Source organism: Loktanella sp. SALINAS62, assembly GCF_018263905.1.
In the GTDB taxonomy this organism is placed as follows: domain Bacteria; phylum Pseudomonadota; class Alphaproteobacteria; order Rhodobacterales; family Rhodobacteraceae; genus Loktanella.
Genome location: NZ_JAAFZU010000001.1, coordinates 446,308 through 461,146, shown reverse-complemented (window position 1 = coordinate 461,146; position 14,839 = coordinate 446,308). Strand labels below are relative to the sequence as shown.

14 protein-coding genes are annotated in these 14,839 nt (G+C 61.2%); 13 read left to right on the top strand and 1 reads right to left on the bottom strand.

What is annotated here, in order from left to right:
• Positions 1–102 precede the first annotated feature (102 nt).
• The 12 genes from GZH79_RS02265 (at position 103) to iolB (ending at position 12,564) form a co-directional block, all read left to right on the top strand.
• A complete protein-coding gene (locus tag GZH79_RS02265; protein ID WP_211641506.1) occupies positions 103–918 on the top strand; it encodes a TIM barrel protein in 816 nt (271 codons plus the stop codon).
• Between the two features lie 79 nt (positions 919–997).
• Complete coding sequence (locus GZH79_RS02260) at positions 998–1,942, top strand: sugar ABC transporter substrate-binding protein (protein WP_211641505.1); 945 nt, start codon at positions 998–1,000, stop codon at positions 1,940–1,942.
• 95 nt (positions 1,943–2,037) lie between these two features.
• Positions 2,038–3,123: an ABC transporter permease gene (locus GZH79_RS02255; protein ID WP_211641504.1), complete on the top strand. Its 1,086-nt coding sequence runs from the start codon at positions 2,038–2,040 to the stop codon at positions 3,121–3,123.
• Between the two features lie 13 nt (positions 3,124–3,136).
• Positions 3,137–3,916 (top strand): ATP-binding cassette domain-containing protein, encoded by a 780-nt coding sequence (locus GZH79_RS02250; RefSeq protein ID WP_211641503.1) that lies wholly within the window; start codon positions 3,137–3,139, stop codon positions 3,914–3,916.
• Between the two features lie 3 nt (positions 3,917–3,919).
• Complete coding sequence (locus tag GZH79_RS02245) at positions 3,920–4,687, top strand: SDR family oxidoreductase (RefSeq protein WP_211641502.1); 768 nt, start codon at positions 3,920–3,922, stop codon at positions 4,685–4,687.
• Positions 4,688–4,706: 19 nt separating this feature from the next.
• On the top strand, positions 4,707–5,711 hold the full coding sequence (gene iolG, locus GZH79_RS02240) for an inositol 2-dehydrogenase (protein ID WP_211641501.1): 1,005 nt from the start codon (positions 4,707–4,709) through the stop codon (positions 5,709–5,711).
• 3 nt (positions 5,712–5,714) lie between these two features.
• Positions 5,715–7,628 carry a 5-dehydro-2-deoxygluconokinase gene (gene iolC, locus GZH79_RS02235; RefSeq protein WP_211641500.1) on the top strand — a complete coding sequence of 638 codons (1,914 nt, stop codon included), beginning with the start codon at positions 5,715–5,717 and terminating at the stop codon, positions 7,626–7,628.
• Positions 7,625–9,457: a 3D-(3,5/4)-trihydroxycyclohexane-1,2-dione acylhydrolase (decyclizing) gene (gene iolD / locus GZH79_RS02230; RefSeq protein ID WP_211641499.1), complete on the top strand. Its 1,833-nt coding sequence runs from the start codon at positions 7,625–7,627 to the stop codon at positions 9,455–9,457. The genes iolC and iolD overlap by 4 nt, the downstream gene beginning before the upstream one ends.
• A complete protein-coding gene (iolE, locus tag GZH79_RS02225; RefSeq protein WP_211641498.1) occupies positions 9,457–10,365 on the top strand; it encodes a myo-inosose-2 dehydratase in 909 nt (302 codons plus the stop codon). The genes iolD and iolE overlap by 1 nt, the downstream gene beginning before the upstream one ends.
• Positions 10,366–10,380: 15 nt before the next feature.
• Positions 10,381–11,550, top strand: a complete 1,170-nt coding sequence (locus tag GZH79_RS02220) for a phytanoyl-CoA dioxygenase family protein (RefSeq protein ID WP_211641497.1) — start codon at positions 10,381–10,383, stop codon at positions 11,548–11,550.
• Positions 11,541–11,759, top strand: coding sequence for a hypothetical protein (locus GZH79_RS02215; protein ID WP_211641496.1), 219 nt, complete (start codon positions 11,541–11,543; stop codon positions 11,757–11,759). Before GZH79_RS02220 ends, GZH79_RS02215 begins: the two co-directional genes overlap by 10 nt.
• A complete protein-coding gene (gene iolB / locus GZH79_RS02210) occupies positions 11,752–12,564 on the top strand; it encodes a 5-deoxy-glucuronate isomerase (RefSeq protein ID WP_211641495.1) in 813 nt (270 codons plus the stop codon). Before GZH79_RS02215 ends, iolB begins: the two co-directional genes overlap by 8 nt.
• On the opposite strand, the gene GZH79_RS02205 is transcribed toward iolB, so the two are convergent.
• Complete coding sequence (locus tag GZH79_RS02205) at positions 12,561–13,592, bottom strand: LacI family DNA-binding transcriptional regulator (protein WP_211641494.1); 1,032 nt, start codon at positions 13,590–13,592, stop codon at positions 12,561–12,563. The genes iolB and GZH79_RS02205 overlap by 4 nt on opposite strands.
• A 133-nt stretch (positions 13,593–13,725) precedes the next feature.
• On the opposite strand from GZH79_RS02205, the gene GZH79_RS02200 reads away from it, so the two are divergent.
• Positions 13,726–14,829, top strand: coding sequence for a fatty acid desaturase family protein (locus GZH79_RS02200; protein WP_249218921.1), 1,104 nt, complete (start codon positions 13,726–13,728; stop codon positions 14,827–14,829).
• Positions 14,830–14,839: the final 10 nt, after the last annotated feature.

Sequence of the window (14,839 nt, the reverse complement as noted above, 5' to 3'; positions counted from 1 at the left end):
GATAGCCTTTGTATTGACCGAATCTGATCCACAGGCGCAAGGTTTGCCCAGAAATAGATGACCCACCCATCGCGGGTGGTCCGGTTTTCTGGGGAGGAAGCCATGCAGACCGCGTTGAACCATATGACGGTGCCGCACCTGTCCTTTGTTGACCTGCTTGATCTGGCCGCACGACTGGGATGCGTCGGGGTCGAGGCGCGCAATGACATCGCACGCCCATTGTTCGACGGACTGGACGCCGCCGACGCAGGGCGAATAGCAGCAGACAAGGGGTTACGGCTGGTCGGGCTAAGCCAGGTTTATCCGTTCAACAGCTGGGACGCGGACCGCGAAGCCGCTGTGCGGCAACTGATCGACACGGCTGTCGCTGCAGGTGCGGAAACCATCAGCCTGATCCCGCGCAACGATGGGACCGGGCTGGGCAATGGCGAACGTCAGGCGAACCTGCGCGTCGCGCTCAAGGCGATCCTGCCGATGTTGCAAGACGCGGGACTGACCGCATTGGTTGAACCGCTGGGGTTCAAACGGTCGTCGCTGCGGTCCAAATCCGATCTGGTCGACACCATCACCGCGATCGACGGGCAATCGCATTTCAAGCTGGTGCATGACACGTTCCACCACACGCTGGCGGGTGGCGGCCCGATGTTTCCTGAATACACAGGCATCATCCACATTTCAGGCGTGGTTGATCCCGATCTGGGCATCGATCAGATGGAAGACGAACACCGGGTGCTGGTCGATGAACACGACCGCTTGGGCAATATCGACCAGATCCGTGCATTGCTGAACGCAGGCTACGATGGGCCGGTGTCTTATGAATGCTTCTCTCCGGCGACCCACGCGATGCGAGAGCCGTATGCAGAGATCAAACGCTCATTCGAATTCATTTCCGCGCAACTGCGGGCCAAAGCGGCCTGAGGTGCAGGGGTGATGGTCCCCTAACGGGGGCCCCGGCGGGAGAACGGTGTGGCCGGGCACCACTAACGGGAGGAACACAATGAAAAAGATCATTATCGCCGCGGGCCTGACATCGCTGATGTCGACGACCGCAATGGCACAAAACATCGGCGTTTCCATGGCGCTGTTCGACGATAACTTTTTGACGGTTCTGCGGAATGGCATTGAAGAAACCGCCGGTCAGCGGGACGGCGTAGATGTCCAAATCGAAGACGCGCAGAACGACGTCGCGCGTCAGCTTGACCAGATCAATAACTTTGTGGCGTCCGGTGTTGACGCGATCATCGTGAACCCGGTCGATACCTCTGCCACGCAGGCGATGACCGATGCGGCATCTGACGCCGGTGTGCCGCTGGTGTTCGTGAACCGCGAGCCGATCAACGTCGATACGCTGCCCGACAATCAGGCTTTCGTCGCATCCAACGAAATCGAATCCGGCACGTTGGAAACATTCGAAGTCTGCAAGATGTTGCGCGCCCAAGGTCTGGGCAACGGTGCAAAAGCCTATGTGCTGATGGGTGAGCTGTCCAACCAGGCCGCCGTTCAGCGGACAAAGGACGTCGAGGACATCCTTGGCATCGACATGTGCAGCTTTATCGAAGTGGTCGATCAGCAGACGGCCAACTGGTCGCGTGAGCAGGCGAATTCCCTGATGACGAACTGGCTGGCGTCGGGTGAAGAATTCCATGCCGTCATCGCCAACAACGATGAAATGGCATTGGGTGCCATTCAGGCGATGAAATCCGCTGGCATCAGCATGGACGCCGTCGTCGTCGGTGGTGTCGATGCCACGCAGGACGCACTAGCCGCGATGCAGGCTGGCGATCTGGATGTGACTGTGTTCCAGAACGCCGGCGGGCAGGGCACGGGCGCACTGGATGCCGCGATCGCCCTGTCGAAAGGCGAACCGGTCGATCAGAAGGTCTATATCCCGTTCGAACTGGTCACGCCTGACAACATGGCAAACTACATGACCCAAAACTAAGTCTGACGGCTTGCAATTCGTCCGGGGCGGCGTGCCGCGCGCATCGCCCCGGATCGTGAACGACAATCGGGCCGGGCGGGGCCGCGGAGGGGATTATGGCAGATCAGACATCGCACGGTATCGGCGGGCTAAGTTACGACACGTCGAAACGAACCTGGCCGAATGAGGCAAACGTATTCATCGCACTGGTTCTACTGATCCTGGGGTTCGAAGCGCTGGGGCAGATCCTGCCGTACATGGACAACCAAAGCATGTTGCTGGATTTCGAATCCACGCGGGATGGAACGATTTTGAACATGGCCCGGATCAGGATCGTGATTTTGCAGGTCGCAATCATCGGGATCATTTCGCTGGGTGTCACTCAGGTCATTATTTCTGGCGGGATCGACCTGTCGTCTGGGCCGCTTGTGGGCGCTGCCGCGATGATCGTGATGTCCTTTGCGCAAACCGAATTGGTAAACGGACAACTGAACCCAAAGGCGGTATTTGGTGACTGGGCATTCGATTTGCCCATTATCGCGCCGATCCTTGTGGGCCTGGCGTTCGGCGCATTCATCGGCGCCATAAACGGCAGTCTGATCGCATTCACCGGTATCCCGCCGTTTATCGCGACGCTGGGCATGTTCCTGATCTGTCGCGGCATTTCACAGTGGTGGACAAAGGGTCAGCCTGTGTCCTTTCCGTCCGATCAATTCGCGGCCATCGGGTCAGGCATGATGCCCGTCGTGTGGTTCGCGCTCTTGGCGATCGTGCTGGCGTTGATCATGAAATTCACGGTTTATGGCAAACACACCTATGCCATCGGATCGAACGAAGACGCGGCCCGCATGTCCGGCATCAACGTCAAGCGTCATAAGGTCATGGTCTATATGATCGCGTCGATGCTGGCCGCCTTTGCCGCCATTGTGCTCAGCTCCAAAAACCTGACGGCACAGGCGGGGATGGGGCAATTTTATGAACTATACGCCATCGCCATGGCGGTCATCGGTGGCGTCAGCCTGCGGGGTGGGCGCGGATCGATCCTGGGTACGGTGCTGGGTGCGATGGTTTTCGGTGTGATCCAGTCCGGTTTCACATTCATCAAGCTGGATGCCTTTTATCAGTTGATGGCGATGGGTGCGATTATCATCGGTGCCGTGGTGCTGGACCAGTATCGCCAACGCCAGTCGAGCTTGCGCTAGGGGAGTGCCAAAAATGAACGACTACATTCTGGAAACGCGCGACCTGACAAAACACTATGGCGGCGTTCACGCGCTTGAAGGTGCGAATTTCAAGCTGCGGCCGGGCGAACATATCGCCATCATGGGTGACAACGGGGCGGGCAAATCCACCTTTGTGCGCCAGATCACCGGTGTCGAAAGCCGCACCCGTGGCGAAATCCTGTTCGACGGAAAACCGGTGCGGTTCGACGGCCCGCTGGACGCCCGCGAAGCGGGGATCGAAACGGTGTTCCAGACGCTGGCGCTGGCCGACGATCTGGATGTGCCCGACAACCTGTTTCTGGGGCGCGAAATTACGAAATGGAATTTTCTGGGCCCGTTCCGAGTGCTGGATTACAAAGCGATGCGTCAGGCCACGCTCGAAGGTCTGGAACGCACGGCGGTGAAAATTCCAAATATCAAGAATTCGATCCGCAACATGTCGGGCGGTCAACGGCAATGCGTCGCCATTGCGCGCACCGCGACGTTCCATTCCAAACTGACGATCATGGACGAACCGACCGCTGCGCTGGGTGTGCAGGAAACCGCACAGGTGGAAAACATCATCCGCACCCTGAAAGAAGCGGGCGAACCGTTGATCCTGGTCAGCCACAACATGCGGCAGGTCTTTGATCTGGTGGACCGGGTCGTGGTGTTCCGGCGCGGGCGCATCTGTGCCGATCTCGACATCAAGGCTGAAAAAATCACAGGAGAAGACGTCGTGTCCTATATCACAGGCGCCCGGACGCAGGCCGGGTTCGAGGACGCGGCCTGAACCATGGCAGATCATCATGACACACACGCGCTCGTCATCGGCGGGACGCAGGGTCTTGGCCACGCCATTGCCGAAAGACTGATTGCGGACGGTTGCACGAACGTCATTATCGCAGGCCGTGACATCGCCAAGGGCAAGGCGGCAGCCGCAGAGATCGGGGCGACGTTTCGCGCCGTCGATCTGGCGGACACGGGCGCGGTCATGGCATTGGTGGACGATGCCGCGACCACGATGGGGCGGCTGGACGCGCTGGTGAACGCCGCCGCCATGACCGACCGTGGGTCGATCCTTGATACCACACCGGATCGCTGGGATCAGATCATGACCGCCAATGCGCGTTCGCCTTTCTTTGCGATACAGCGCACGGCACAACTGGCAATTGACGCAGGGCATCCGGCGCGGGTCGTCAATATACTGTCCATGGTGATTCACGGCGGGCAGTCATTTCTGGCGCCCTATTCGGCATCAAAGGCCGCATTGGCCAATGTCACCCGCAACGCGGCACAGGCCTTGCGACAGCATCGCATTCAGGTCAATGGCATCGCCTGCGGCTGGATGGACACCCCCGGAGAGGACATGATCCAGCGCCGCTATCACGATGGCGGCGATGACTGGCTGGCCAAGGCCGAGGCCAAGCAGCCGTTCGGGATGCTGGTCAAACCCGTCCATGTCGCGGAACTGGCCAGCTACATGCTTAGCCCCTCGTCCGGTGTGATGACCGGATCGGTGGTGGATTTCGATCAACACGTCGCCGGGGCATACCCGGAATGACACACAGCAGGAGAACGACATGACGGTAAGATTTGGGGTGCTGGGGGCCGGACGGATCGGTCAGGTCCACGCCCGCGCCATTGCATCGGTGGACGGCGCGACCCTGACCGCGATCGCCGACCCCGTGAACGCGGCGGCAGTATCGGTGCGCGACGCCTATGGCTGCGACATCCGCACGATTGATGAAATTGCGGCATCCGACGATGTTGACGCGGTCGTCATCTGCACGCCCACCGACACGCACGCCGACCTGATTGAACAATTCGTCCGCGCGGGCAAGGCGGTGTTTTGTGAAAAGCCGGTCGATCTGTCAGTGGCGCGGGTCAAGGATTGCCTGAAAACCGTCGCGGCGGAAAACGGCACCCTGATGGTCGGCTTTCAACGCCGCTTTGATCCTGATTTCCAAGCGCTCAAGCAGGCCATCGACGACGGCAAGATCGGTGATGTGGAAATGGTCACGCTGATCAGCCGCGATCCCGGTGCGCCGCCTGCCGACTATATCAAACGTTCTGGCGGGATATTCCGCGACATGACGATCCACGATTTCGACGTGGCCCGTTGGTTGCTGGGTGAAGAGGTCGATAGCGTGCAGGCCGCCGCATCCGTCCTGACCGATCCCGAAATTGCAAAGCTGGGCGATTACGACAGCCTGAACGTGATTATGACCACCGCATCGGGCCGCCAATGCACGATCAACAACACCCGGCGCGCGACCTATGGCTACGATCAAAGGATCGAAGTGCACGGTTCCAAAGGGTCGGTCCGTGCCGAAAACCACCGCGAAGCCAACATCGAAATCGCCAACGCCGATGGCTATACCAGACCGCCGCTGCTGAACTTTTTCATGTCGCGCTACACTGCTGCCTATGCCGCCGAAATTGCGTCTTTTGTCGATGCGGTGACCAACGGCACCGCGACGGTGACCACCGGGCACGATGGCCTGATGGCGCTTGCACTGGCGGATGCGGCGCTGCAGTCGGTGGCCGAAGGCCGCGTTGTCAAACTGTCGGAAATCACGGGTTGATCCATGACCAAATCGCTTGACCTGATCACCATTGGCCGCAGTTCCGTCGACCTTTACGGCGCGCAGGTCGGCGGACGGCTAGAGGACATGCGGTCGTTCGATAAATACATCGGCGGCAGCCCCACCAACATCGCCTGCGGGACGGCGCGATTGGGGCTGCGGTCGGCGGTCATCACCGGTGTCGGTGATGAACACATGGGGCGATTCATCCTTGAACAACTCTCGCGCGAGGGTGTCAGCACCGACGGCGTAAAGGTCGATCCCGAACGCCTGACGGCGCTGGTGCTGCTGGGGATCAGGGACGAAGACAGTTTTCCACTGATCTTTTACCGTGCCGATTGTGCGGATATGGCCCTGACCGATGCCGACATCGACGAAGGTTTCATCCGGTCCGCCCGCGCGGTGGTGGCGACGGGCACCCATCTAAGCAATCCGCGCGTCGAAGCCGCGACGCGCAAGGCGCTGGACATCGCCCGTGACGCGGGCATGCAGACAGCACTCGACATCGATTACCGCCCGAACCTGTGGGGCGTGGCGGGGCATGGCGACGGCGAAAGCCGCTTTGTCGAAAGCGCTGCCGTCACGGCCAAGTTGCAAGGCACGCTGCATCTGTTCGATCTGATCGTCGGCACCGAAGAAGAATTCCATATCGCGGGCGGCACCACCGATACCATCGCCGCCCTGCGCGCGGTCCGCGCGGTCAGCAGTGCGACGCTGGTGTGCAAACGCGGTGCGGCAGGGGCTGTGGCGTTCACCGGCGCGATCCCCGACAGTCTGGACGACGGGCAGGCCGGACCGGGTTTCCCGATCGAGGTTTTCAACGTGCTGGGGGCAGGCGACGGTTTCATGTCCGGCCTGCTAAAGGGCTGGCTGGACGGGGCGGATTGGCCAACCGCATTGAAATACGCCAATGCCTGCGGCGCCTTTGCCGTCAGCCGCCATGGCTGCACGCCCGCCTATCCCAGTTGGGAAGAGCTGCAATTCTTCTTTGATCGCGGACTGACGCGCCCGGATCTGCGCCACGACGCGGAACTGGAGCAGGTGCATTGGGCGACGACGCGTCCGGGTGACTGGTCGTCGGTCAAGACCTTTGCCTTTGACCACCGCAGCCAGATTGAAGACATGGACGGCTACACCCCGGCCAAAGGTGCCGCATTTAAGAACCTCTGTCTGGATGCCGCGCTGCGGGTACAGAACGGGCGGCCGGGTTACGGTATTCTGTGCGACAACCGGATCGGGCGCAGCGCGCTGCACCGCGCCACGGGCACGGGCCTGTGGATCGGGCGTCCGACAGAATTGCCGGGATCGCGCCCGATAGAATTTGAACCCGAACTGGGCGACGATCTGGGCCAGTTGCGCGAATGGGCGTCCGAGAACGTGGTCAAGCTGCTGGTGTTCTGTCACCCCGACGACGACGACAAGACGGCCGGGATGCAAACGGCACGGGTCAAACGCCTGTTCACGGCCGCCCGGCGGCAGGGTCTGGAATTTTTGCTGGAAATCATCCCGTCAAAGGTCGGGCCGGTGGACGACATGACCTCTGCCACCTTGATCCAGACGTTCTATGACGCAGGTATCTACCCCGACTGGTGGAAGCTGGAACCGTTCAAGACGGACGCCGCGTGGGCCAATGCGGTGGATGCCATCACCCGCAACGATCCGCGCACGCGCGGGATCGTCGTTCTGGGCCTTGACGCGCCAGAGACAGAGCTTGCCGCAAGCTTTGCGCTGGCCGCACGGCAGCCGCTGGTCAAGGGGTTCGCGGTGGGGCGCACGATCTTTGGCGATGCCGCACGGGCATGGATGGCGGGCGATATGACCGACGCCCAGGCCGTGGACCAGATGGCCGAACGGTTCGCATGGCTGTGCGACACATGGGACAAGGCGCGGCAGACCGCGCGAAAGGACGCAGCATGAGCAACACGATCCGACTGACCGCAGCACAGGCCATGGTCCGCTATATCGCGGCGCAAAAGACCGATACCGGTGAGCGTTTTATCGCAGGCACATGGGCGATTTTCGGGCACGGCAACGTGGCCGGACTGGGCGAGGCGCTGCACGGCGCCAAGCATGATTTTCCCACATGGCGCGGGCACAATGAACAGACGATGGCGCATGCGGCCATCGCCTATGCCAAGCAATCTGGCCGCAAGCGCGCGATGATGGTGACGTCATCCATCGGGCCGGGGGCCACGAATATGGTGACGGCGGCGGCACTTGCGCATGTGAACCGCCTGCCGCTGCTGCTGGTGCCGGGTGACGTGTTCGCCAACCGTGGCCCCGATCCGGTGCTGCAACAGGTCGAGGATTTCAACGATGGCACCGTGACAGTGAACGACGCGTTCAAACCGGTGACGCGTTATTTCGACCGGATCACGCGGCCTGAACAGTTGCTGACGGCCCTGCCGCGCGCTTTCCGCACGATGACGGACCCGGCGGACTGTGGGCCTGTGTGCCTGTCGTTCTGTCAGGACGTGCAGGCCGAAGCGTTCGACTGGCCCGAAAGCTTTTTTGCCGAAACGATCTGGCGGCAGCGCCGCATCCGCCCCGATCTGGATGAACTGTCTGACATGGCTGACGCGATCCGTGCAGCCAAGCGTCCGGTCATCGTCGCGGGCGGCGGTGTGCATTATTCCGCAGCAACCGACGCACTGCGGGCCTTTGCCGAAGCGCACAACATTCCCGTGACCGAAACACAGGCAGGCAAATCGGCGCTGCCGTGGGATCATCCGCTGAACCTTGGCCCCATCGGCGTCACCGGTGGCACCCCCGCCAACGACACCTGTGCACAGGCCGATCTGGTGCTGGGCGTCGGCACGCGGTTTCAGGATTTCACGACCGGGTCATGGGGGCTGTTCGCGCATCCTGACCGCCGCATCGCCTGCCTGAATGTCGCGGCCTATGACGCGATGAAACACGGCGCAATGCCGCTGCTCGCCGATGCACGCGTGGGGCTGGAAGAGCTGTCAAAGAAACTGGGCGACCACCGTGCCCCCGCGTTGCCTGATGGCATAAAATCCGATTGGTTCGCGCAGGTCGATCCATTGACCGCCGCACCTGACGATGGAAACAGCCTGCCCACCGACATGCAGGTGATCGGCGCCGTGCAACGGGCGGCGACCGACGACACCGTAGTGATGTGCGCCGCCGGCACCATGCCGGGCGAGCTGCACAAGCTGTGGAAGGCCACGCGCCCGATGTCCTATCACATGGAATACGGGTTCAGCTGCATGGGATACGAGATCGCGGGCGCGATGGGAATCAAGATGGCCCAGCCCGACCGCGATGTGGTCTGCTTTACCGGTGACGGCACCTATATGATGGCCAATTCGGAAATGGCGACGGCGGCGATGATGGGCATCGCCTTTACCGTCGTGGTGACCGACAATCGGGGCTTTGCCTGCATCAACCGGCTGCAAATGGGCACCGGCGGGGCAGAGTTCAACAACCTGCTGGACCACACGATCCACGACACGCCCAGCGCCATCGATTTTGCCAAGCACGCGGAATCGATGGGCGCGGTCAGTGTCCATGTCGGATCAATCACCGAACTGGAATCAGCGCTGACAAAACGGCACGAGATGAACGGCCCCTTTGTCATCGTCATCGACACTGATCCCTATGCCAGCACGGAACCGGGCGGGACATGGTGGGATGTCGGCGTGCCCGAAGTATCCGACCGCGAACAGGTGAATGCCGCCCGTGCCGCCTATGAAACCAACAAGACAAAGCAAAGGGCCGATTGATGGCTGTCAAAATAGGTATCTCGCTGATCGCGTGGCAGAACGACGACCTGCCCGATCTGACGGCGGATTTCACCACCGAAGGCGCGATGGAAGACGCAGGGGCGATTGGATATCAGGGTGTCGAACGCGGTCGCCGGATGCCTGCCGATACCGAAGGGTTGCGCGAATACCTTGACCGTTACGGCGTCGCGCTGTGCGGTGGTTGGTGTTCGGGCAATCTGCACGTGACGTCGGTGGATGAAGAATATGCCGCCATCCGCCAGCAGGTCGCGCAGTTCACCGCCCTGAACGCGCCCTGCATCGTCTATGCGGAATGTTCCAATACCGTACAGGGCATGGTGAACACGCCTGTCAGCCAGCGGCCCAAACTGTCCCGCGCCGACGTGACCGCCTATGCCGCCAAACTGACCGAACTGGCCAAGCGGGTCAAAGACGACGGTATGACCCTGTCCTATCATCACCACATGGGCAGCATGATCGAAGACGCGGACGACATCGACTGGCTGATGGACGGGTCCGGTCCTGAGGTCACGCTGCTGTATGATACCGGCCACCTGCTGATGGCGGGCGCCGATCCGCTGGCGGTGCTGCAAAAATGGGGCGACCGGGTGCACCATGTGCATTTCAAGGACGTGCGGCCCGATACGCTGTCATGGGTCCGTGACGGCGACCGCAGCTTTCTGGATGGCGTGCGCGAAGGCGTCTTTTCCGTCCCCGGCGACCCCGACGGCTGCATCGATTTTCAGGCCATCACGAACGAACTCAAGACGATGGGTTACGACGGATGGATCGTGGTCGAGGCCGAACAGGACCCGGCCAAGGCACCGCCTTTTGCATTCTCTAAAATCGGTTTTGACCACATCCATGCGGTCTGCGACCGGGCGGGACTGAAGGTTTACAAAACATAACATAGGGAGCACGGCATGCGGGACGAATGGAACAAATCGGCGGGCTACTACACAGCGGATGATGGCGATATCGACGCCTTTCGCGTCCTGATCGACCGCACCCTGGACCCTGCATCGGTGCCGCAGGCTGCCAGCATCGAAAAGAATGTACCGATCTATGATATGGGCGCACTGGCCCCCGCGCTGGACGATCCGCAAAAACGACGGGTGCTGATGGCAGAATGGGCCGATGTGTTGCGCAACACCGCAGGGGTGATCGTGTTAAAAGCGGCCTATGCCGACACAGCACCCATCGACCGCGCGACAGGAGTTTTCAACGCGATCATTGTTGACGAACGCCATGACGGGGCGGGTAAGGGCGACCATTTCGCGGCATCCGGTGCGAATGATCGGATCTGGAATTCGCTACAGAAACATTGTCTGCACGACGCCGCCGGGTTCGCCCGCTACTACGGCAACACCGCCATCGCTGCCGTGGCAGAGGCATGGTTGGGCCCGGCGTATCAGATGACCGCGCAGGTCAATCAGGTGCGGCCGGGTGGCAAGGCGCAGCAGGCGCACCGTGATTATCATCTGGGTTTTCAGACGGCACAACAGGCCGCCCGTTATCCCGTCCATGCCCATGATCTGACGGCGGCGCTGACCTTGCAGGGGGCCATCGCCCATTGCGACATGCCGGTGGAAAGCGGTCCGACGAAACTGCTGCCGTTCTCGCAGCTTTACGATGCAGGCTATATCGCGTTCCACGATCCCGATCATCGCGCGATGTTCGAGGACCGCTGCATCCAACTGCCGTTGGCCAAAGGCGATGCTGTGTTCTTTAACCCGGCGCTGTTTCATGGGGCTGGCGATAACCGCAGCGCGGACATTGCGCGCATGGTAAACCTGCTGCAGGTCTCGTCCGCCTTTGGCCGGGCGATGGAATCCGTCGACCGGGGTGCGATGGTCCGGGAGCTGTTCCCGATTCTGGCCGACACCGATCTGACGGCGGCGCAGGCTGACGCCGTGATCGCGGCTAGCGCCGAAGGTTATCCGTTTCCGACCAATCTGGACACCGATCCACCCGTGGGCGGCAACGCACCGCCGTCGCAGGCCGATCTGATGCGGCAGGCACTGGCAGAGCGCTGGGATGCTGATAGGTTCGATACGGCATTAAAGGACATGGATCACAGACGATGGCCCTGAAAGACGTAATCAATGTCCGCGCGCCATTCTTTGCGCCGCGCGGACGACGGATGACGGTTTGCATCGTCCTGTGGGGCTGGACGGTGTTCGAACTGGCGACCGGAAATTTCCTGTGGGCGGCGGTTTCTGCGGCGGCCGCTGCGTGGTGCACCTATGAATTCTTCGTGGTCTTCGATCCCGACAACTACAAGGAGCCTGACGATGGCTGATCTTTTGAAAAAGCCCTTCGGCACGCGCGGCAAGGTGCATCAGATCACGCCCGAAAGCGCAGGCTGGCGTTACGTTGGGTTCTCACTGTATCGGCTGCGCGCCGGCGACAGCGCGCACGAACCGACGCTGGACCGCGAAGTCATCCTTGTGATCGTCGAAGGCAAGGCCGCGATCACCGCCGCCGGACACGATTGGGGCGTTTTGGGCGACCGGATGGATGTGTTCGAAAAGACCCCGCCGCATTGCCTGTATGTGCCCCGCGATTCCGGTTGGGACGCGGTCACGCAAACCGATTGCGTCATCGCCGTCTGTTCCGCCCCCGCCGATGCGGATGGCGGTTACACCGCCCAGCGCCTTGGCCCCGACGGCATTACGCTGACAGAACGCGGACGCGGTACCAACACCCGCCACATCAACAACATCGCAATGGAAGACCGCCCCGTCGCCGACCGCCTGCTGGTGACAGAGGTGTTCACCCCCGCGGGTCACTGGTCGTCCTATCCCAGTCACCGGCATGACGAAGATGATTTTCCGCGCATCACCTATCTGGAAGAAACCTATTACCACCGTCTGAATCCGGCCAGTGGTTTCGGTGTGCAGCGGGTCTATACCGACGACGGCCTGCTGGATGAAACCATGGCGGTCAAGGATCATGACGTGGTCTGCGTGCCGCGCGGCCATCACCCCTGCGGCGCACCCTATGGGTTCGAGATGTATTACCTGAACGTCATGGCCGGGCCGCTGCGAAAATGGCGTTTCGTGGCCGCGCCAGAGGTGCAGTGGATCATGGATCGCGACGCCTAGAACGATTCTGGCAGATATAGCTGCGGCGTCAGAAAATGCTGGCTGCCCCCTGTATTTGTGCCGTCGCGCACGGCGTCGATCATCGATTGGATCAGGATGCGGCACAGATCATCCAGTGGGGTCGCGATCACCATGGTGGCGTAGCGATCCACCAGCGCCTTGCGGCTGTCGTCGGTTAGCTCGTTGACGATCAACGCGATCTTGCCGGGCGGTCGCTGTTCGCGAATGGCGGCGATCGCGCCCTCCATCCCGCCGCCCGCGACGTAGATGCCGCGCAGGTCGGGTTGACGGTCCAGCAGGTCAAGCGTCGCTTCGTATGTGACCTGCCGGGTCTCCAGATTAACGACAGTATCCAGCATGGAAAAGTCGGGCGCACATTCGCGCAGGTAGCTTTGGAACCCGGTTTCACGCAGCAGGTGACCGTGCCAGCGATTGCCACCGACAAACACCGCCAGCTTGCCGGGGTCGCGGATCTGGGTGGTCATCATCCATGCGGCCAGACGTCCGACCTTGACGTTGTTCAGACCCATATAATTCTGGCGGATGCCTTGGGCGAAATCATTGAGCAGGGCAAAGACCGGCGTGCCGTTGGCCGTCAGGTCGCCCACCAGATCTGACAGGGTCGGATGATTGATCGCGGATGTGGCTATGGCGTCGGTCTGGGATGCGACATCGGCAATCTCGTGCGCGAAATCGCCGGGGGACTGCGACGCCGCGAACCGGATGACAGCGCGCCCCCTGATGTCGGTGCGCGCGTCCACCGCGCGTTGCAGGGCTAGCGCGAAGTTCCGATAGAATTCCTGCGCGCCCTTATGCAGCACGAACCCGAACCGGACCTGCGGACGGTCCGCCGCCTGTTGCCGAAGGGCCAGCCCACGGGTGGGGTAGCCGATCTGTTCTGCCGCCAGTCGCACGCGGTCCAGCGTATCGGGCCGGACATGCGACCGCCCGTTCAGGGCACGATCCACCGTTGCCACGCCAACCCCTGCGGCGCGGGCCAAATCCTTGATCGTCGGACGTTTTGTCATGCGGTGTTCCGATGTAATTACATCAATTATCAGGGGTGTCGGTGATTTAATTTGATGTGAATTTACGCGGCGCGCAAGACCTGCCGTTCTGTTGCTGTTAAGCCCTGATCATCTGTTGATGACGGAGCTGACGATGAACAAACGCGATTATTCCCTGTTGGGCGCCAACGCCCGCAAAGCCGTCGAAACCGGCCTGTCCGCTGCCGATTGGTATCTGACCGACATCCCGCGCAAGGACATGAAGGCGCTGATGCAGCGCAAGGATGGCCCGGCAATCCGCGACGCGATCATCCTGTTCGGCAGTATGATCATCCTTGCCGGGATCGGGATCGCCCTGTGGCCGACGTGGTGGTCGGTTCCCTTCTGGTTGGGCTACGGCGTGCTGTACGGGTCCGCAATGGACAGTCGCTGGCACGAATGCGGCCACGGCACGGCGTTCAAGACGCCGTGGATGAACAATGCGCTGTATCAGATTGCGTCGTTCTGCATGGTCCGCAACCCGGTCACATGGCGCTGGGGCCACGCGCGCCACCACACCGATACCGTCATCGTCGGACGCGATCCCGAAATCGTCGCGATGCGCCCGCCCGCGCTGTTCCGGATCGCGCTGAACTTTTTCGGCATCCTTGATGCGTTCAGCGGGTGGAAACGGATGCTGGTGAACGCCACCGGCCGTCTGGACGCCGAAGAAGCGAGTTATATTCCCGAAAGCGAACAGCCCAAGGTCGTGCGGGTCGCCCGTATCTGGGTCGTGATCTATGCTGCCGTCATCACACTTGCGGTCGCAACCGGATCGATCCTGCCGCTGATGGTGATCGGGCTGCCGCGTCTGTATGGCGCTTGGCATCATGTGCTGACGGGCCTGCTGCAACATGCAGGACTGGCTGAAAACGTGATTGACCACCGACTGAACAGTCGGACTGTCTATATGAACCCGGTGTCGCGGTTCATTTACTGGAACATGAACTATCACTGCGAACACCATATGTTCCCGATGGTCCCCTACCACCGGCTGCCCGACCTGCATCAGCGTATCAAACACGACCTGCCCGCGCCGAACCCGTCGATGTGGCACGCCTATTGCGAGGTGTTGCCGATCCTGCGCCACCAGTTGCGCTATCACGACGATTTTCTGCAACGCGATCTGCCACATGGCGCAGCGCCCTACCGGGTTGACCTGCACCGGACGGCACTGGGCATGGCCGAGAACGTGACGACGGCAGTGCCCGCAGAATAACCTAAACCGG

Excerpts from the sequence above, each read along its gene's own strand:
- GZH79_RS02245 (WP_211641502.1), top strand. The coding sequence starts at position 3,920 with ATGGCAGATCATCATGACACACACGCGCTCGTCATCGGCGGGACGCAG.
- GZH79_RS02265 (WP_211641506.1), top strand. The coding sequence starts at position 103 with ATGCAGACCGCGTTGAACCATATGACGGTGCCGCACCTGTCCTTTGTT.
- GZH79_RS02220 (WP_211641497.1), top strand. The coding sequence starts at position 10,381 with ATGCGGGACGAATGGAACAAATCGGCGGGCTACTACACAGCGGATGAT.
- GZH79_RS02255 (WP_211641504.1), top strand. The coding sequence starts at position 2,038 with ATGGCAGATCAGACATCGCACGGTATCGGCGGGCTAAGTTACGACACG.
- iolD (WP_211641499.1), top strand. The coding sequence starts at position 7,625 with ATGAGCAACACGATCCGACTGACCGCAGCACAGGCCATGGTCCGCTAT.
- GZH79_RS02200 (WP_249218921.1), top strand. The coding sequence starts at position 13,726 with ATGAACAAACGCGATTATTCCCTGTTGGGCGCCAACGCCCGCAAAGCC.
- iolG (WP_211641501.1), top strand. The coding sequence starts at position 4,707 with ATGACGGTAAGATTTGGGGTGCTGGGGGCCGGACGGATCGGTCAGGTC.
- GZH79_RS02205 (WP_211641494.1), bottom strand. The coding sequence starts at position 13,592 with ATGACAAAACGTCCGACGATCAAGGATTTGGCCCGCGCCGCAGGGGTT.
- iolB (WP_211641495.1), top strand. The coding sequence starts at position 11,752 with ATGGCTGATCTTTTGAAAAAGCCCTTCGGCACGCGCGGCAAGGTGCAT.
- GZH79_RS02250 (WP_211641503.1), top strand. The coding sequence starts at position 3,137 with ATGAACGACTACATTCTGGAAACGCGCGACCTGACAAAACACTATGGC.
- GZH79_RS02215 (WP_211641496.1), top strand. The coding sequence starts at position 11,541 with ATGGCCCTGAAAGACGTAATCAATGTCCGCGCGCCATTCTTTGCGCCG.
- GZH79_RS02260 (WP_211641505.1), top strand. The coding sequence starts at position 998 with ATGAAAAAGATCATTATCGCCGCGGGCCTGACATCGCTGATGTCGACG.
- iolE (WP_211641498.1), top strand. The coding sequence starts at position 9,457 with ATGGCTGTCAAAATAGGTATCTCGCTGATCGCGTGGCAGAACGACGAC.
- iolC (WP_211641500.1), top strand. The coding sequence starts at position 5,715 with ATGACCAAATCGCTTGACCTGATCACCATTGGCCGCAGTTCCGTCGAC.